Below are 17,495 nucleotides of genomic sequence, written 5' to 3'. Positions count from 1 at the left end.
ATAATTAACAACAATGAATTCTCAAATAGAACATTGAGCTATACAATTAATTAACATTAGAGCTAACCACTTAAAATATATCGATATCCAGAACATTCATGAAAGACAAAAAAACCGAAACCAAAAGCTTCAATTTCAAAAAATTCTCTATTTACGGAGGACAAAGCGGCATGCCCGTCAGTACCGATGGCGTGTTACTTGGCGCGTGGGTAAGCCTGCCACAAAGATCATGTGTACTCGATATTGGAACAGGAACAGGTCTGTTGGCCTTGATGGCTGCGCAGCGTTTTGAGGATGCTTCAATCTCTGCGATAGATATTGATCAGCACGCCATTGATGCTGCCACAGTCAATATTGAGCAGTCGCCTTGGCAAGATCGCATCTCCCTTCATCATGGCAGCGTGTTAACCACGGATTTCTCGCAACGATTTGATGCAATAATTTGCAATCCTCCCTACTTCAACTCTGGAGAGCAGGCACAGCAAAGCCAAAGAGCCACCGCGAGGCACACCAACAGCTTGGATCACCTTGAGCTTGCTCAGCGTTGTTTCGAGATAACGACGGATGCCGCCACCGCCAGTTTTATACTGCCGACGACCGAGGGAGAAGGCTTCATCAAGCTTGCCCAACAATGTGGTTGGTACCTAGCAAAGCGCCTTGATGTGAAAACAACAGACAGAAAACCGGCAATTCGAGTTCTGTTTGAATTATCTAAAGATCCTGTTTGTGAGCAAGATTTGCAGCGTGAATCGCTTACGATCCATCATGATGGCGGTTATAGCGAGGCATTTATTGCCCTTACTAAAGATTTTTATCTCAAGATGTAGCAAATACCATGTGATCCTAATCACTAATGCTTCTATAATGTCCGACTACTCTTTTTTATCGTCTGCTTTTTGAGGCAGAAACATTTATTGCTTGTGGAGAAACAACAGTGATCAGAACCTTTGCAGAACTCGATCTAAACCAAGAGCTGCTTAAAGCAATTGACGAAATGGGCTACGAACGCCCAACACAGATACAAGCTGAAGCAATCCCGCAAGCGTTAGATGGAAGAGACGTTTTGGCTTCTGCGCCAACAGGTACTGGTAAAACAGCATCATTTGTATTGCCAGCACTGCAATACCTACTGGATTTCCCACGTAAGAAATCTGGCCCTGCACGTATGCTTATCCTAACGCCAACGCGTGAACTAGCAATGCAGATCACCGAACAAGCACGTGAGCTTGCTAAATACACCAGCCTGAACATCTTTACGATCACGGGCGGTGTGATGTACCAAGAGCACGCTGACATCTTAAGTACAACCCAAGATATCGTGGTGGCAACACCCGGTCGTCTGATGGAATACATTGAAGGTGAGCGTTTTGACTGTCGTGCGATTGAATGGTTAGTTCTGGATGAAGCAGACCGTATGCTAGACATGGGCTTTGGCCCTGTTGTTGACCGTCTGTCTGCAGAGTGTCGCTGGCGTAAACAAACTTTACTTTTCTCAGCAACACTAGAAGGTAAAGGCATTGAAGGTTTCACTGAAGATCTACTGAAAAACCCAGCAGAGATCGATGCTAAATCATCACTGCGTGAACGTAAGAAGATCACTCAATGGTATCACCGCGCCGATTCAGCTAAGCACAAGCTTAATATCCTAAAACATATCATCACAGAGCAAGCTGAACGCAGCATCATCTTCTTGAAGACGCGTGATCGCCTAGGTGAGCTACGAGCTCAACTAGAAAGTGCACAGATTCCATGTGTGTGGATTCAAGGTGAAATGCCTCAAGATCGTCGTAACAACGCGATTTCTCGTTTCCGCGATGGTTCTATCAACGTACTGCTGGCAACTGACGTCGCAGCTCGTGGTATCGATCTTCCAGATGTGAGCCACGTTATTAACTACGACATGCCGCGTACAGCAGATGTCTACCTTCACCGTATCGGCCGTACGGCTCGTGCAGGTAAAAAAGGTAACGCGGTTTCTATCATTGAAGCGCACGATCAGCTAATGATTGAACGTGTGGCTCGTTACACTGAAGATGCGATCAAAGAACGCTTCATCGAAGGCATGCGCCCAACGCATAAGAAAGCCGCGGTAACGAAGAAGAAGAAACCGAAGAAAGAAGACAAGAAAGCGGTAGCGAAGCAAAAAATTGCTAAGAAAAAGAAAATCGCTAAGAAAAAGAAAGCCGTTAAGAACAAGTAATCTAACCGCCTTTCAATGATTCAATAAAAAGCCCCATGCAGTTATCTGCATGGGGCTTTTCTTTGTCTAGTTTATTATTGTCTGGCTCGTTATTAGGCTAAATAACTAGGCCTCTAATTTTAATTACCGACTCAAACCGAGAGTAACTAATTAACAAGAGTAACTAATTAACAAGAGTGACAAATTAACCAAGAGCTACTAGTTTTGCTCTTCACGCTTGAAGACGAGCTCTTTCGCGTTCGACTCTTCTTCAACGAAGTAGTAACCCGCGGTATCAAATTTGGTCAGCGCTTCAACGGAATCAATTTTGTTCTCAATGATGTAGCGAGCCATCATCCCACGCGCTTTTTTCGCGTAAAAACTGATCACCTTGTATTGGCCATTCTTACAGTCTTTAAAAACTGGCGTGATGATTTGACCATCAAGGCTCTTCGGCTTCACCGCTTTAAAGTATTCGTTCGATGCAAGGTTGATCAATACATTATCGCCTTGAGCATTCAACGCTTCATTCAGCTTATCAGTGATGATATTGCCCCAGAACTGGTACAAGTTAGTGCCACGCTCATTAGCTAAGCGTGTGCCCATCTCTAGGCGGTAAGGCTGCATCAGATCTAACGGCTTAAGCAAGCCATATAACCCAGAAAGCATACGCAGGTGATTCTGTGCGTAGTCAAAATCATCGTCCGACAGTGTTTCAGCATCTAGGCCAGTGTACACATCGCCCTTAAAGGCTAGGATTGCTTGACGTGCATTGTCTTGGGTAAAGGTCTCGCTCCACTGCTCAAAGCGCGCTACGTTCAGCCCAGCAATCTTATCGCTTACTTTCATCAGAGCTGAAACATCAGCAGGTGTCAGCTTGCGGCACTCTTCAATAAGCTCTGCAGAGTGTTCAACAAACTCTGGCTGGCTGAAGCGCTCAGTCGCTAATGGTGATTCGTAATCTAATGTCTTGGCTGGAGAAACGACAACTAACATAACTTTACCCTAATCGGTTATCTAACTGGATGCAGCTAGAGTATAGAAAAAACATCAACTTGTCTTTATGACTCTTCCTATTACTTTGATAGACAGATCTAGCTATAAGTCGCTTACAAAGAAGAATCGTTAACAAAGAAAAGATCGCTTGCAAAGAAAAGATCGCAGACAAAGCAAAAATCACTCACCAAGAAAAACTGCAGGCAGATAGAAATTGTAAACAGATAGAAATCGCAGGCAAAGAAAAAGGCTAAGGTCGAAACCTTAGCCTTTCTAATGATTTTAGGATGAGTGATGAATCACTCCAACAAGATTACTTCTTCTTGTTGTTAACCCAAATACCATCTTCCAATTGAGCTTTAAGCTCTGGGAAATCATCCGCATCGAACGTTGGTACTTTACCCGCGTCTAATTGACGGTTGTAGTCTTTCGCTAGCTTAATCACGATACCCGATAGCAAGATAATCGCTACCAAGTTCACAATCGCCATTAGGCCCATCGATACGTCAGCCAATGCCCATACCGTTGGCAGTGTCGCGAGAGAACCGAACATAACCATACCCAGTACAACGATACGGAACAGCACTAGGCCCTTCTTGTTGTTGTGCTCTAGGAAGATAAGGTTCGTTTCAGCGTACGAGTAGTTTGCAATGATTGAAGTGAAAGCGAAGAAGAAAATCGCTACCGCTACAAAGATGCCACCCCATTCGCCTACTTGTGCCGTTAGTGCACGTTGCGTTAGTTCGATACCCGTTACTTCACCGTGCGGTACATACTCACCAGACATCAGGATGATTGCTACTGTTGCAGAACAGATAACAATTGTGTCCATGAACACGCCTAGCATTTGCACATAACCTTGTGATGCTGGGTGTGGTGGGTAAGGCGTAGCAGAAGCTGCTGCGTTTGGCGCAGAACCCATACCCGCTTCGTTCGAGAACAAACCACGTTTGATGCCGTTAATCATCGCTTGTGCGATCGCGTAACCTAGGCCACCCGCTGCTGCTTCTTGCAGACCGAATGCACTCTTGAAGATAAGAGCCAGAACTTCAGGCACTTTCTCAATGTTCATTAGCATTACGTAGATAGCGATAGCTAAGTAAGCCAGTGCCATGATTGGAACAATGATTTCTGCAGTGCGGGCAATCTTACGGATACCACCGAAGATAACGAATGCAGAGATAATTACGATACCAACACCAACGTAGCCACGCTCAAAGTCGAATGCCGTGTTCATTGCACTTGCAATCGCGTTCGCTTGAACCGCATTGAATACTAGACCAAATGCGATGATTAGGAAGATAGAGAATAGAACCCCCATCCAACGCATACCTAGGCCTTTCTCCATGTAGTATGCAGGGCCGCCACGGTAGTTACCGTCGTTATCACGCGTTTTGTATAGCTGTGCTAGTGTGCTTTCAGCAAATGATGTTGCCATACCTAGCATGGCGATTAGCCACATCCAGAAGATAGCACCAGGGCCACCGGCGGTTAGTGCCACAGCAACACCTGCCATGTTACCTGTACCTACACGAGCAGCAAGACTAGTACAAAGAGCTTGGAAAGAAGAGATACCAGCACTGTCTGCTTTACGGCTGTTTCTAAGAACAGAGAACATGTGGCCGAAATGGCGGAATTGAATGAAGCCTAGTCGTACAGTGAAGTAGATACCCACACCAACGAGTAAGTAAACTAAGATAGATCCCCAAAGGAGATCGTTCATCAAATTGATTAAGTCTGTCACGTGAACCTCGTAATTGAGTTTAAGCACCGATCTTGCTTCCGAGCCTTCCTCTAGATCACCTATGCCAGTGTCAATAGTTGTGTCGGCATTAGATTTATATTTATTTGTTGCGATCTAGATTGTAAATGTCGCTTCATGCATCCATTTTACGTATCAGTGTATTTTTTGACGGGCGGATAATGCAGCGAGACGGCCTAAAAATCAATATGCAAATACACTTATATTAAAATGACATTTCACTAATAACACACCTTTTGTTAACACAATTTTCAACAATACAGCCCAATAAAAGTCACATTATCGGGACATAATATCAACAACAACCAAGGCACCACCAAAACAAGAACGACATCCTATAAAGATGACGTCAGCCTAGGTTTTACAAGGTATAGTGAAGATCTGTATTTTTTTCTAGGGCAATGAGAACCCGCTACCGCACGGCGCAATACGCACTTAAATGCAGTGTAGTAAAAATACCATTCCATTAGCACAATGAATTAACATTCCCTAACCCCTAATTTAATCGTTTACTTAGGTTTGTTTGCTTGTTTTTTATACATAAAAATCCCCACAATGTGTGAGCACGCATAAGAAAACAGAACAAAACCTTCATAGATTTGAAACAAATGAGAAACAAATCAAGGTTATTGTGAACCTAAATATGATATTTAATGGTTCGTAAGAACGATTCCCACGGAAGGAGATATGGCTTATGGATAGCTTTCAATTCGATGAACTATCAGAACTAGAAATGCCTCGTGCAACTCAAAAAACTCGCTCGAAACCACTCAAGCGTAAATGGCGTGAAATCGAGGCAATCAACGATCGTAGACAGCTTGAGAAAGAGCTCAGAGAGATGAATCTCGGTCTCGATTTTAGCCTTGATGATATAAAGCTTTAATCTGCACGACAAGAAATCAGATAGCAAAAGGCACCTATGTAGGTGCCTTTTTTATTGTATGAAACCACTCTTCGATTTAGAGCACAATTTGAAAGCGAGCGTCTTAATAGAGAGCGCCTAATAATAGCAGCGTTTCAATACGACAACGGGCTAAACGCACTCTTGCTCATTCTGTCGAACACGAGCCGCGAGTTGGCGGTACTGATCGGCAATTGTCTCTCCAAAGACAGGGTCGTCTTCCGGTTGAAGCCATTGAGACTCTACTTCTTGCCAATCTTTGACCGTGAATGCCTTCACAATCATCGGTAACACATGCTTCTCTTCATACTCCATGTGCTTTCGTTGAGCTTTAACAAAGGCTTCAAGTTGCTCAATAAAGACTTGCTGAGGAACAACCGCATCTTGGAGGATCATATCGACCACACCTAAAAAGTCCGCTGTTTTCTCAGAAAGCAATTGATGTTCCAGCTCCAAGTCTTCAATCATTTGATCGCTGCCGTATTGCTTGAGGTAGTAACGATAAATAACGTCTTCTTTCGGGTGATGCACCTTATCTGAATGGTTCATGAGATAATGAACCACCTCTGCGATCAAGCTATAGTTTATTTCTCGCTCTTGTTTTAGATGCTCTAACTTATTGTTGAGTATCGCGAGCAAGCGAGCCATATAGCCATGCTCTCGTCTTATCCTTTCAATCATCATAGTATTGCACTCCATTACACCTACTATTTACAAGTGTATACGAAGATGCTCATTTATGATTTGACCCTGCTCAGAAAACCACCAAGCTACAGCTCTGTTGATAATCGCCAATCTATAGGTTGTTGATCCATAGAAGAAAGCAGCTTATTGGTTGTTGAAAAATGCTGACAACCGAAGAAACCACGGCGTGCTGATAATGGTGATGGATGAGGTGCAACCAACACATGATGTTTGTCTGCATCAATGGCTTGGCCTTTCTTCTGGGCATGCGCGCCCCACAGTAAGAAGATGATCGGCTCAGAACGCTGATTCAGCTCAGCAATGATGGTATCGGTAAAGGTTTCCCAACCACACTTGGCATGTGAGTGTGCTTTTGCCTCTTCTACGGTTAGTACCGTATTCAACATTAACACCCCTTGAGATGCCCAAGTGTCGAGGTAGCCATGGCTAGGGATCTCAAAGCCGTCTATATCTTGTACGAGTTCTTTGTACATATTACGTAGAGACGGTGGAATTTTAACGCCAGGCAGCACAGAGAATGCTAAGCCGTGAGCTTGGTTGGCACCGTGATAAGGGTCTTGCCCAAGGATAACCACGCGTACAGACTCAAAAGGCGTCATATCGAAAGCACTGAACACTTGCTCTTGAGGAGGGTAGATGGTTTTCCCACTATTACGTTGCTGTTCGACAAAAGCGAGAACACTCTGAAAGTACTCTTTGTCACGTTCATCATTAATAATGGATTCCCAACTCTTTGGTGCGCTCATCGTTTTACTTCCCAATCATCAAGGTTTCTAGCGGCTTTCGCCAGACAAAAAAATAGCTGTATCGGCTAACTGTCCTGAATAAGGCTCTAGTTATACCTCATACAGCTATCAATAAACATGATGTGTAGGGTTCACTTGTTGATGAATCATAATAATCAGTTCAAGTTGTGTTTATCTCGATTAACCACTTTTCTGCTGTGTACGATGGTGGCCATGACTATGCACGTGACGGTTTGGTGTTGGTAAACGGCTGGCGACAGCAACAGTTGAAGTTGAAGTTGAAGTTGAAGTTTGGGTGATTGAATACATAAAGGCACCTCCTCTAAGACATCGTGAACTACATATTCACTTTAATACTATGAAAGAAAGGTGCCAATTATTAGAAATAGACAGAAATAAATCTCCCCCTTTATTATTACGCTTCTTCGCTCGCTAGCGTTGCTGAGCGATGAAACATTCTAAGTTGTTGAATTTCCTCTTTCCAGATCGTCGAATCAATGGTTTCCAAGATAAGAGGAATACCATTAAAGCGAGAATCAGAGGCAATATACTCAAAACAATCCCAGCCAATTTCGCCTTTTCCTAAAGAATGATGTCGATCGACTCGGCTCGCAAACTCAGCTTTTGAATCATTGATGTGCATTGCTCTTAGATAGTGCATACCCACAATGCGCTCGAACTCAGCAAAAGTATGCTCACACGCTTCTTTTGTTCGTAAGTCATAACCGGCCGTAAACGTATGGCAAGTATCTAAACACACACCGACACGCGACTTATCTTCTACTTGGTCGATGATCTCTGCTAGGTGCTCAAACCTCCAACCCAGATTAGTCCCCTGCCCTGAGGTATTCTCAATCACTGCAATTACATCAGGCACCGCTTGATGAGCTAGGTTGATCGATTCAGCTATCTTGGCCAAACATTCGCTTTCTGAGATTTTCTTCAAATGACTCCCAGGATGAAAATTCAAAAGCGTGAGTCCAAGTTGATTACAACGCTCCATTTCATCAATAAAAGCCGCGCGTGATTTCTCTAGCTTCTCTTCTTCTGGTGCTCCTAGGTTAATTAGGTAGGAGTCATGAGGAAGAATATTCTCAGCACTAAAGCCCAACATTTTGCAATTGGCTTTAAACGCACTAATGGTTTTAGCTTCCAGCGGCTTTGCTGCCCACTGTCTTTGGTTTTTGGTAAACAGCGCAAAAGCATTGGCACCGATCTCTCTTGCGCGCATTGGCGCCTGATCAACACCACCAGCAGCAGACACATGAGCACCAATAAACTTAATATTGGTTTGAGGTTTTGAGGATGAATTATTGTTTGTCATTAAATCACTTTACACTTTCAGAATGCTTAATAAATAAAGGGTCGTATCGTTTGTAGTTCAATAAAAACACAACAAATGTAGTAAACTTACAACAAATAAGACTGTTAAATATTTTTTATACTTTAAAATATTTTGTAATTACTTTGTTTTCAAAGGTTTTATTGATTTACCTCAATATAATCACCTTTGTAAAAATATGGTTTTTGGTTGTTTTTTGACTTAAATTAATGTTAACCTTACAGATATTAGGTATATATTACCCAGCTCAACAAAAATCGAAAGTTAACACCATAATCAAACCACATTCAGTGGACTAGGAGATAGTTATGATCCAAGGTATTCAAATTACTAAAGCAGCAAACGATGACCTACTAAACTCAATCTGGCTACTAGACAACGAAAAGAATGAAGCTCGTTGTGTTGTTGCTACTGCAGGTTTCGAAGCTGACCAAGTTATCTCAGCTGCAGACCTAGGCGACTACGAAAGCCGTGAAGTTGCAATCGAAGCAGCACCACGCATCGAAGGCGGTCAACATCTAAACGTTAACGTTCTTAAGCGTGAAACGTTAGAAGATGCAGTTGCTAACCCAGAGAACTACCCACAGCTAACTATCCGTGTATCGGGTTACGCTGTACGTTTCAACTCTCTAACGACTGAACAACAACGTGACGTTATCGCACGTACGTTCACCGAGTCTCTATAATTTTTAGAGCTTGAATTAGAATACAAAAACGGCGCTCATTGAGCGCCGTTTTTATTTGTTCAACAATACAGATGTACGTTACGGTTGAACTCGACGAAGCACTACTTTTAGCGCTTCAAAATCATTATCAAGATCTTCAGATAACAACTCCATCGCCGCGTGTTTTGCTAGCGGGCCTGGCAGTTCAATATCCGTACCTAAAATATCATCAACCACTTCTTTGAATTTCGCTGGGTGTGCAGTACACAAGAACAGGCCTGTCTCGTTCTCTTGCAGTTGCTCTTCCAGTAGACGGTAAGCAATCGCACCATGTGGTTCACATAGGTAACCCTGTGCTTTTAGGTCACGTACTGACTCAGCGCTCTGCTCGTCAGATACTTTACCTTTGCCTAGTGTATCTAAGCCCCAACCTTTCAGTTGGCAAAGCTCTTCGATACGTGGCCAGTTGTTTGGTTGGCTTACGTCCATCGCGTTCGATGTTGTTGCTACCGTTGGTTTTGGATCCCATTGTCCTGTTTCTAGGTAACGAGGAACCGTGTCATTTTCGTTGGTTGCAGCAATGAAACGCTTCACAGGTAAGCCTAGTGCTTTAGCAAGTAGACCTGCTGTAAGGTTACCAAAGTTACCACTTGGTACTGAGATAACAAGGTTTTCACGTTGCTCTTTAGTCAGCTGAGAAGCCGCTTCAAAGTAGTAACAGATCTGAGCCATCAAACGGCTGATGTTGATTGAGTTTGCCGAGTTAAGACCGATCTCTTTACGCAGCTCAGCATCGTCAAATGCATCTTTCACTAGCGCCTGACACGCATCAAAGTCGCCATCGATCGCCACAGTATGGATGTTCTTACCTAGCGTACAAAACAGCTTCTCTTGCAGTGGGCTGATCTTGCCTTTCGGGTAAAGGATCACAACATTAATGTCTTCCATACCGTAGAAAGCGTGCGCAACCGCCGCACCAGTATCACCTGATGTTGCCGTTAAAATAGTGATTTGACCACCATCTGAAACAGCCGCTAAAGATTGAGCCATAAAGCGGCCACCAAAATCTTTAAACGCGAGTGTTGGGCCGTGGAAAAGCTCAAGCGCGTAAACACCGTCTTTTACTTGCTTGATAGGTGCAGGGAACTGGAACGCCGCATCCACCAATTGAGCAACCTGTTCTTTTGGTAGCTCATCGCCTATTAAAGCCGAGAGAATCTTTGAACTACGAGGGACAAAGTCCTCTGCTAGCAGCGCATCGATGTCATCAAACTTTGGCAGTTCAGATGGGAAAAATAGACCTTGATTGCGGCCTAGACCTTGACGAACGGCTTGGCCAAAAGAGACTTGCTCGTCATTTTCTTTGATGTTGTACAGCTTCATAACTCACTTCCTGTAACGATCGAACCTTGCTTATCTAAGCGACAAACGTGGACGAATCCTTCTTCGTTTTGTACATAATTTTGTTCTAACCAGCGTGCAACACGCTCGGCGACATCTTGTTCTTTGCAAATGCTAAATAGAGTTGGGCCACTACCGGAGATCCCAGTAGCAAGCGCTCCAGCTGAGGTTGCGTATTTACGCGCATCAGCAAACCCTGGAAGCAGTTTCTCACGATATGGTTCAGCAATCACGTCTTTGATCATCTTAGCGGCTAGCTCTGGCTGACCAGAGTGGCAAGCATGGATGAAACCCGCTAAATGGCGACCATGAGCAATCACATCCTGGCGACGATATTGAGAAGGTAGAATCTCGCGAGCTTCTGCCGTTGAAACCTTAATGCCCGGATACGCCATTACCCAGTACCAGTCATCAAAACATGGTACCTCTTGACTAATGATACCTAGCTCTTCCAGCATTAATTGCACACCACCAAGGTAACAGGGTGCAACGTTATCGTAGTGGATACCGCCTGAAATTTTACCTTCCATTTCGCCCATCAGAGCAAGCAGTTCAGTTTCATTCAGTGGCTGACCATGAAAACGGTTTAAAGCATCCAGTGCCGCGACAATTGAACAAGCACTTGAACCTAAACCAGAACCAATAGGCATGTTCTTTTCTAGTGTCATTTCCAAAGGCTTAACCGCAACGCCTTTTTTATCAAGCTCTCGAGAGAACACAACCCAGCAGTCGTAGACAATGTTTTCTTTGGTTTCAGTTGGCAGCTTAGAAACAAAACTGCCTGCTGTTTTTAGTGAGAATGATTCATCACCTGCTTTAACCATTACTCGGTCACCGAGCAGCGTGCCATCCACTGGAGACACAGCGGCCCCCAGCACATCAAACCCTACACTGACATTGCCGATTGATGCAGGCGCATAAACAACAACATCCATATCACTTGAACTCATTCCTAAACTCCTAATTTCCAACCAAGAGTACGCATCACATCAGAGAATACGCCTGCTGCTGTAACTTCAGTACCCGCACCGTAACCACGCAATACTAGAGGGATCGGTTGGTAGTAACGGCTGTAGAATGCTAATGCGTTCTCACCATCTTTAATCTTGAACATTGGGTCGTCGCCATCAACAGCTGCGATACGAACTTTACACTTACCATCGGCGATTTCACCAACATAACGAAGTACTTTGCCTTCTTCTGCTGCGATCGCTGACTGTTCTTGGAAGTAAGCATCCGCTTCTGGCAAGCGAGCCATAAACTCTTCAACCGTGCCTGAATCATCAAAACCCGGTGGCAATGCTTGGTCAACTTCAACATCTTCAAGCTCAAGTGCCATGCCTGCTTCTCGAGCGAGAATAAGCAGTTTACGCGCCACATCCATACCTGATAAATCATCACGAGGATCCGGTTCAGTAAAGCCGTTATCTTTTGCAATATTGGTTGCTTGGCTCAGTGTCATACCTTCATCAAGCTTACCGAAGATGTAAGACAGTGAACCAGAAAGAATGCCGTTGAATTTCTCAAGTTCATCACCCGCAGAGATAAGGTTCTGTAGGTTTTCGATGACCGGTAGACCTGCGCCTACTGTTGTCTCGTACATCAACTTACGACGTGAATTACGTGCAACTTCACGAAGCTGATGGTAGTAAGCCATACTCGCTGTATTTGCTTTCTTATTTGGTGTTACCACGTGGAAACCAGCCGCTAGGAAATCAGCGTATTGCGCCGCAATGCCTTCGCTAGACGTACAGTCAACCAAGACTGGATTGATAATGTGGTTACGTTGAACAAGTGCATTTAAGCGCGCTAAGCTAAACTCTTCTGTCGCGCTCGACATGCGATCACGCCACTGCTCTAGCGGTAGGCCATCGCTATCTAGCAACAAGCCTTTGCTGTTTGCTAAACCACATACGCGAATCACGATGCCTTTTTCTGCCAGTTTGCCTTGTTGACGTTGGATCTGGTCAACAAGCTCACCACCAACACCACCAACACCAACAACGAATACGTCAAGGAAGTGCTTAGAGTTAAATAGGTTCTCGTGACACGCTTTGATCGCTTCAGAGATTTTGTCTTCAGGGATAACCGCAGAGATCGCACGTTCAGAAGAACCTTGCGCGATAGCAACGATGTTGACGTTCACTTCAGCTAAAGAAGAGAAGAATTGAGACGCCACGCCACGTGAAGTGCGCATACCGTCACCCACTAGCGTAACAATCGCGACATCGTCCATGAACTCAACAGGCTCTAATAGGCCATCTTTCAGCTCAAGTTCAAACGCATCTGATAGCACTTGCTTCGCTTTCACTTTATCAGCAGATTCAATACAGAAGCTGATGCTGTACTCTGAAGAAGATTGAGTAATAAGGACGATAGAAACGCCGGCAGAAGACATCGCGCCGAATACACGACTCGCCATACCAACCATGCCCTTCATACCTGGGCCTGATACGTTAACCATCGTTAGGTCACTTAGCGTAGTGATGCCTTTGATTGCTAGGTTATCTTCGCCAGTGTCTTGGCCGATCAAAGTACCTGCACCCTGTGGGTTGAAGCTGTTTTTGATTAGGCAAGGAATATGGAATTGCGCGATAGGAGCGATAGTCTTCGGATGTAGAACCGAAGCGCCGAAGTAAGAAAGCTCCATCGCTTCTTGATAGCTTAGCGATTTAAGAAGACGAGCATCATCCACTAAACGCGGGTCACAGTTGTAAACACCATCGACATCTGTCCAGATCTCACAACAATCAGCGCGTAGACATGCCGCTAGAACCGCTGCTGAATAATCAGAGCCATTGCGACCAAGCGTTACTAGCTCACCTTTTTCATTACCAGCCGTAAAGCCCGGCATGATGTTCACGTGACCTTGTGGAAGCGGCGATTGACGGAAATTCTGTGTAGAAATATCCACATCAACCATCGCTTCAAGGTGGTCACCTTTAGCATAGAGGTATTGAACTGGGTCAATCAGGCTTGCTGGCTGGCCTTTCGCTTCAAGTACCGCTTTCATCAACTGGATTGAAATTCGCTCACCTTTACTGATGATGCGAGCATTTACGTGATTTGGGCACATACCCAGTAGGTTAATACCATTCACGAACTGCTTAAGTTGAGCAAGAGAGGTATCGACCTGCTCTTGAAATGCAGAGCCATCGACTGACGGCAATACAGCTTGAATCTCTGCAAACAATGCTGCGAATGATGATTCGATCTCGGTGATCTGTACGTCTGCTTCACCATTTTTTAGTGCTGCTTCAATAACAGCAACCAGCTTATTGGTTGTTTTTCCTGGAGCCGATAGTACAACGGCTAGCTCTTCTTGCTGGGCATTATTAGCGATGATATCTGCTGCTCGTAAAAAACGATCTGCATCAGCTAATGATGAACCTCCAAACTTTAAAACGCGCATCCCTTTCTCCATAAGTCATAAAAATGGTACAAAAAAAGGCCTGTATCTTGTTGGATACAGGCCTTTTTTTTAAAATCCGTTACTTAGCAGCCTGCCCCAACAATGTGAATGTCGGTAATAATAATGGTGGTGGTCATTACTAGGTGGCTTACGTGCTGCATATCAAATTCTCTGCTTGTGCTTTACTCTACGTGTATCAATTTTTACTACTACACGTCAATGAAAAGTTGCGTTTTTTTTACATTCACACCATTTTTCAGAGCAAACCGCCATTTCAGGGATAAAACGGCGGCTATAAGCCTACAATTCAAAGGTTGGGTTTGATATCAGAACAACAAAGTTAACCAATTGCATATATAGCCATAACAAAATGCTATATCGATTGTGCAGCGAACGTACAGATCTTGTGCTTTAATTGAACGATAACGTTCGAAGAACAATAATAATGACATCAGGAGTGGGAAGTGAAGAGATTACTTATTCTTTTAGCCTTTGCTATGCCTGTTGTTTGTTCAGCGAACAGCCTACCTCTGTTAAACAACTTGCCTTTGCTACCCAGTCAAATCGATCGTTCTGCCCATAAGTTTTTTATCTCCACACAAAATGCATCAAGTGAAAGCTTTGACACTTGGAAAGTCGATAGTGGCTATTCTTACAGTCTGTTTGCCGATGTAGATCTTTATGTCGGTACACGTATTAATAGTGATTCACTAAAATATGAGAGTGGATTCTTGAGTGGTGTCAGCTATCAATTCTCAGAGAGAGTCTCTTTCAACAGTTCTCTGCACACTTATAAAGATGAAACCGAGGACAGTGAAAAGTCAGTCGCCGCTGAGGTTTCAAGCCGAGTACAACTGACCGACAATCTAGATTTGCATGCCACCCTTGATTATGAAGAGTGGCAGCAAGGTGTTGAAGTGGGATTAGGATTTCGTTTCTAATCTATCTCACTTCTTGATTGATAAGCCCGTTAAGATTCAATCAACAATTCCGTTGAAATTAACACACCATTCCAATCAGCATATATATAGTCACCAGGCTGAATCAGTTGATTGTGTACCGTGAGCGTGACATTAACTTGCCCAACACCGTGCTTCTCAGTTTTGAATGGTGATGCCCCAAGCGCTTGAATACCAAGATCCATCTGCGCCATCATCGCTACATCACGAACCGCACCATTCACAATGACGCCTTCCCAACCGTTTTCTATAGCTAGAATCGCCAATTGATCACCAAGCAATGCTTTCTGACACGAACCATTACCGTCTACGACGAGCACTTTGCCACTTCCGTCAGTCTCTAAAACCTCGCGAACCTTGGAATTATCGTGATAACAACGAACTGTTACAATTTTTCCCCAGAACGCGCCACGTTGACCGAAGTTCTGCAATGGCATGTTCAGTTGGGTGACTTTGCTTTCAAACTCGTCACACAAATCAGGTGTTATATCGTGCATATATCCTCCGTGAGTAAGGCGTTGCCGTCTAATGCGGGTGTGCCTCTATGCTTTTATATGTTGTTAGAATTAATCCTTTGTTTTCATTGTTCTATGCTCAATTTAATATTGAATTAGAGTTGATTGCGCATATTTATCTACTAGACTCTAAGGACAGCTTTCAGCTTCCTTGGTTCAAAATCTGGTCTTTAGCAAGCGAGATGTGAGAACTATCTCGAATAATCATTCTAGTTTTGCTGCTAAATAATCACCATAACATTGGTTAAGTTGTAGCCATACTATTAAAGTTTGTTGCGATACGGCAATTGATGTAAATCAACAAAGTGAATGGAATTAACATTCTCGCGTTGTTAGCATGCTGTTAACATTATAGAATCCACTGCAATCACTAACAGAATGATTGAAAGGCGTACTGGATCTACGTTATTGGGCAATACTTCAAGGAAGGCAGATAGCTGGAAGTAAGTGTTTTTTTGAAAACTTTAAGTTATCATCAAAAATACATTACCTGTATGTTATGTTTTTGCCTAGAATTTATTCTATTAGCACAGTTTCGTCACAAATTTAGGTACCGCCAAATGCAAACCCCGCAGATTCTTATCGTTGAAGATGAGCAAGTAACTCGTAACACTCTAAAGAGTATTTTTGAAGCAGAGGGATATGCTGTTTTTGAGGCTAGCGACGGTGAAGAGATGCACCAAGTGCTATCTGACAACCAAGTTAACCTTGTAATTATGGACATCAACCTTCCTGGTAAGAATGGCCTACTACTTGCGCGTGAACTACGTGAGCAAGCAAATGTAGCGCTTATGTTCTTAACGGGTCGTGATAATGAAGTTGATAAGATCCTTGGCCTAGAGATCGGCGCTGATGACTACATCACTAAGCCTTTCAACCCTCGTGAACTGACTATCCGTGCACGCAACCTTCTGAACCGTTCAATGAGCACAAGCTCTGTTCAAGAAGAAAAGCGTAGCGTTGAGAAGTACGAGTTCAATGGTTGGGTACTAGACATCAACAGTCGTTCTCTGGTTAGCCCAGATGGCGAAGGCTACAAGCTACCTCGTTCAGAGTTCCGCGCTCTACTTCACTTCTGTGAGAACCCAGGTAAGATCCAAACACGTGCAGACCTTCTTAAGAAGATGACTGGCCGTGAGCTTAAGCCACACGATCGTACTGTAGACGTAACAATCCGTCGTATTCGTAAACACTTTGAGTCTGTTTCTGGTACGCCAGAAATCATCGCAACGATTCACGGTGAAGGCTACCGCTTTTGTGGTGACCTAGAAGACTAATTCGATTCGCGCTTCGGGCCGTTTAGTTCTTGTCGTCGGTTAGCTGTTCTAAACCGTTAGTACTTATAAACTGATAGTACTTATAAACCAATAGTACTCCGAACAGTCGAAGCGTAATCAATAGTGATTAAAAAGGGAGAATGCCAACGCATTCTCCCTTTTTTATTGTTCATTGATCGCTAAGGTTTTAGTAAACCGTATCAACCTTAACGTCTTTCTCGACGAGCCACTTCACGGTTTCACCGTCTTTGAGTTCAATCGCAACATCAACAGGCTTGTCACTGTCGATCTCTAGCTGCCATACAAAAGCGACTTCCCACTGAGTTTCACTGTGTGTTCTTAAATCAAGATCGTCAGCTGTTACCAACAAGGTATCCGCCCCCTGTTTAACCGTCACACTCTCAACCGCAAGCGTTGCTGGTAGTTGTGAGTCAGACTCTAGGTAGATAGAACCGTGCAGAGTCTTATCTTGAGCCTCTCCAATCGTAGGCATCTTGTTGTGCCACAGGTTGCTTTTCATTGTGACTGTCGCAGCAGATATTTCTACTTGGTTATCTTGCTGCCATTCTACTTGTGGTGCAGAACAACCCGCTAATGCCACGACACATGCGGCGAATGCTAATTTTTTCATTATT

The 17,495-nt window shown here is 43.9% G+C and carries 18 protein-coding genes and 1 other annotated feature; of the genes, 7 read left to right on the top strand and 11 right to left on the bottom strand.

The features are described 5' to 3' along the window. Positions 1 to 98: 98 nt before the first annotated feature. Positions 99 to 827 carry a tRNA1(Val) (adenine(37)-N6)-methyltransferase gene (locus OCU90_RS02560; protein WP_004735006.1) on the top strand — a complete coding sequence of 243 codons (729 nt, stop codon included), beginning with the start codon at positions 99 to 101 and terminating at the stop codon, positions 825 to 827. 107 nt (positions 828 to 934) lie between these two features. Then, complete coding sequence (gene srmB / locus OCU90_RS02555; RefSeq protein ID WP_004735005.1) at positions 935 to 2,200, top strand: ATP-dependent RNA helicase SrmB; 1,266 nt, start codon at positions 935 to 937, stop codon at positions 2,198 to 2,200. Positions 2,201 to 2,398: 198 nt separating this feature from the next. On the opposite strand, the gene yaaA is transcribed toward srmB, so the two are convergent. Together yaaA and OCU90_RS02545 are read right to left on the bottom strand one after the other, a co-directional pair. Next, complete coding sequence (gene yaaA, locus OCU90_RS02550) at positions 2,399 to 3,175, bottom strand: peroxide stress protein YaaA (protein ID WP_017084789.1); 777 nt, start codon at positions 3,173 to 3,175, stop codon at positions 2,399 to 2,401. 313 nt (positions 3,176 to 3,488) lie between these two features. Then, a complete protein-coding gene (locus OCU90_RS02545) occupies positions 3,489 to 4,919 on the bottom strand; it encodes an alanine/glycine:cation symporter family protein (protein ID WP_017084788.1) in 1,431 nt (476 codons plus the stop codon). Between the two features lie 712 nt (positions 4,920 to 5,631). Here OCU90_RS02545 and OCU90_RS02540 point away from each other — a divergent pair. After that, a complete protein-coding gene (locus OCU90_RS02540) occupies positions 5,632 to 5,820 on the top strand; it encodes a DUF3545 family protein (RefSeq protein WP_004735002.1) in 189 nt (62 codons plus the stop codon). 150 nt (positions 5,821 to 5,970) lie between these two features. Here OCU90_RS02540 and OCU90_RS02535 read toward each other — a convergent pair whose 3' ends face one another. The 4 genes from OCU90_RS02535 to nfo form a co-directional block, all read right to left on the bottom strand. Further along, a complete protein-coding gene (locus OCU90_RS02535; protein ID WP_004735001.1) occupies positions 5,971 to 6,522 on the bottom strand; it encodes a hemerythrin domain-containing protein in 552 nt (183 codons plus the stop codon). Positions 6,523 to 6,608: 86 nt separating this feature from the next. Beyond that, positions 6,609 to 7,289, bottom strand: a complete 681-nt coding sequence (gene ung, locus OCU90_RS02530; RefSeq protein WP_061024546.1) for a uracil-DNA glycosylase — start codon at positions 7,287 to 7,289, stop codon at positions 6,609 to 6,611. A gap of 180 nt (positions 7,290 to 7,469) precedes the next feature. Next, entirely contained in the window at positions 7,470 to 7,598 is a 129-nt protein-coding gene (locus tag OCU90_RS02525; RefSeq protein WP_017072853.1) for a hypothetical protein, read from the bottom strand. Positions 7,599 to 7,704: 106 nt separating this feature from the next. Then, entirely contained in the window at positions 7,705 to 8,613 is a 909-nt protein-coding gene (nfo, locus tag OCU90_RS02520; protein ID WP_061024544.1) for a deoxyribonuclease IV, read from the bottom strand. A gap of 326 nt (positions 8,614 to 8,939) precedes the next feature. Here nfo and grcA point away from each other — a divergent pair, with 326 nt between their 5' ends. Beyond that, positions 8,940 to 9,317 carry an autonomous glycyl radical cofactor GrcA gene (grcA, locus tag OCU90_RS02515; RefSeq protein WP_004734998.1) on the top strand — a complete coding sequence of 126 codons (378 nt, stop codon included), beginning with the start codon at positions 8,940 to 8,942 and terminating at the stop codon, positions 9,315 to 9,317. A 78-nt stretch (positions 9,318 to 9,395) separates the two neighbouring features. On the opposite strand, the gene thrC is transcribed toward grcA, so the two are convergent. Genes thrC through thrA form a run of 3 tightly spaced genes read right to left on the bottom strand, consistent with a single transcriptional unit; the run spans position 9,396 to position 14,109 of the window. After that, positions 9,396 to 10,679, bottom strand: coding sequence for a threonine synthase (gene thrC, locus OCU90_RS02510; protein WP_004734997.1), 1,284 nt, complete (start codon positions 10,677 to 10,679; stop codon positions 9,396 to 9,398). Next, positions 10,676 to 11,632 carry a homoserine kinase gene (gene thrB, locus OCU90_RS02505; RefSeq protein ID WP_004734996.1) on the bottom strand — a complete coding sequence of 319 codons (957 nt, stop codon included), beginning with the start codon at positions 11,630 to 11,632 and terminating at the stop codon, positions 10,676 to 10,678. Before thrB ends, thrC begins: the two co-directional genes overlap by 4 nt. Before the next feature lie 17 nt (positions 11,633 to 11,649). Further along, a complete protein-coding gene (thrA, locus tag OCU90_RS02500) occupies positions 11,650 to 14,109 on the bottom strand; it encodes a bifunctional aspartate kinase/homoserine dehydrogenase I (protein ID WP_061024542.1) in 2,460 nt (819 codons plus the stop codon). Between the two features lie 29 nt (positions 14,110 to 14,138). Next, positions 14,139 to 14,257, bottom strand: a sequence feature (Thr leader region). 316 nt (positions 14,258 to 14,573) lie between these two features. Between thrA and OCU90_RS02495 the strand changes: the two genes are divergently transcribed. After that, the gene (locus tag OCU90_RS02495; RefSeq protein WP_017077706.1) at positions 14,574 to 15,050 is read left to right on the top strand and encodes a DUF7840 domain-containing protein; all 477 of its coding nucleotides are present in this window, start codon (positions 14,574 to 14,576) and stop codon (positions 15,048 to 15,050) included. A gap of 29 nt (positions 15,051 to 15,079) precedes the next feature. On the opposite strand, the gene OCU90_RS02490 is transcribed toward OCU90_RS02495, so the two are convergent. After that, entirely contained in the window at positions 15,080 to 15,565 is a 486-nt protein-coding gene (locus OCU90_RS02490) for a putative 4-hydroxy-4-methyl-2-oxoglutarate aldolase (protein WP_004734993.1), read from the bottom strand. 47 nt (positions 15,566 to 15,612) lie between these two features. Between OCU90_RS02490 and OCU90_RS26085 the strand changes: the two genes are divergently transcribed. After that, entirely contained in the window at positions 15,613 to 15,771 is a 159-nt protein-coding gene (locus OCU90_RS26085; RefSeq protein WP_004734992.1) for a hypothetical protein, read from the top strand. Positions 15,772 to 16,143: 372 nt separating this feature from the next. Then, a complete protein-coding gene (gene arcA / locus OCU90_RS02485) occupies positions 16,144 to 16,860 on the top strand; it encodes a two-component system response regulator ArcA (protein WP_004741534.1) in 717 nt (238 codons plus the stop codon). 187 nt (positions 16,861 to 17,047) lie between these two features. On the opposite strand, the gene OCU90_RS02480 is transcribed toward arcA, so the two are convergent. Next, positions 17,048 to 17,491 (bottom strand): hypothetical protein, encoded by a 444-nt coding sequence (locus OCU90_RS02480; protein WP_004734990.1) that lies wholly within the window; start codon positions 17,489 to 17,491, stop codon positions 17,048 to 17,050. Between the last annotated feature and the right edge of the window lie 4 nt (positions 17,492 to 17,495).

Source organism: Vibrio splendidus, from assembly GCF_024347615.1.
Taxonomy (GTDB): domain Bacteria; phylum Pseudomonadota; class Gammaproteobacteria; order Enterobacterales; family Vibrionaceae; genus Vibrio; species Vibrio splendidus.
This window is presented reverse-complemented; position numbering and strand designations above follow the sequence as displayed.

What these genes read in the sequence shown, in the direction of transcription:
- nfo (WP_061024544.1), bottom strand. Translation starts at nt 8,613, where the DNA reads ATGACAAACAATAATTCATCCTCAAAACCTCAAACCAATATTAAGTTT.
- grcA (WP_004734998.1), top strand. Translation starts at nt 8,940, where the DNA reads ATGATCCAAGGTATTCAAATTACTAAAGCAGCAAACGATGACCTACTA.
- yaaA (WP_017084789.1), bottom strand. Translation starts at nt 3,175, where the DNA reads ATGTTAGTTGTCGTTTCTCCAGCCAAGACATTAGATTACGAATCACCA.
- OCU90_RS02560 (WP_004735006.1), top strand. Translation starts at nt 99, where the DNA reads ATGAAAGACAAAAAAACCGAAACCAAAAGCTTCAATTTCAAAAAATTC.
- ung (WP_061024546.1), bottom strand. Translation starts at nt 7,289, where the DNA reads ATGAGCGCACCAAAGAGTTGGGAATCCATTATTAATGATGAACGTGAC.
- OCU90_RS02480 (WP_004734990.1), bottom strand. Translation starts at nt 17,491, where the DNA reads ATGAAAAAATTAGCATTCGCCGCATGTGTCGTGGCATTAGCGGGTTGT.
- OCU90_RS02525 (WP_017072853.1), bottom strand. Translation starts at nt 7,598, where the DNA reads ATGTATTCAATCACCCAAACTTCAACTTCAACTTCAACTTCAACTGTT.
- OCU90_RS02490 (WP_004734993.1), bottom strand. Translation starts at nt 15,565, where the DNA reads ATGCACGATATAACACCTGATTTGTGTGACGAGTTTGAAAGCAAAGTC.
- OCU90_RS02540 (WP_004735002.1), top strand. Translation starts at nt 5,632, where the DNA reads ATGGATAGCTTTCAATTCGATGAACTATCAGAACTAGAAATGCCTCGT.
- thrC (WP_004734997.1), bottom strand. Translation starts at nt 10,679, where the DNA reads ATGAAGCTGTACAACATCAAAGAAAATGACGAGCAAGTCTCTTTTGGC.
- arcA (WP_004741534.1), top strand. Translation starts at nt 16,144, where the DNA reads ATGCAAACCCCGCAGATTCTTATCGTTGAAGATGAGCAAGTAACTCGT.
- thrB (WP_004734996.1), bottom strand. Translation starts at nt 11,632, where the DNA reads ATGGATGTTGTTGTTTATGCGCCTGCATCAATCGGCAATGTCAGTGTA.
- OCU90_RS02535 (WP_004735001.1), bottom strand. Translation starts at nt 6,522, where the DNA reads ATGATGATTGAAAGGATAAGACGAGAGCATGGCTATATGGCTCGCTTG.
- thrA (WP_061024542.1), bottom strand. Translation starts at nt 14,109, where the DNA reads ATGCGCGTTTTAAAGTTTGGAGGTTCATCATTAGCTGATGCAGATCGT.
- OCU90_RS26085 (WP_004734992.1), top strand. Translation starts at nt 15,613, where the DNA reads ATGCTTTTATATGTTGTTAGAATTAATCCTTTGTTTTCATTGTTCTAT.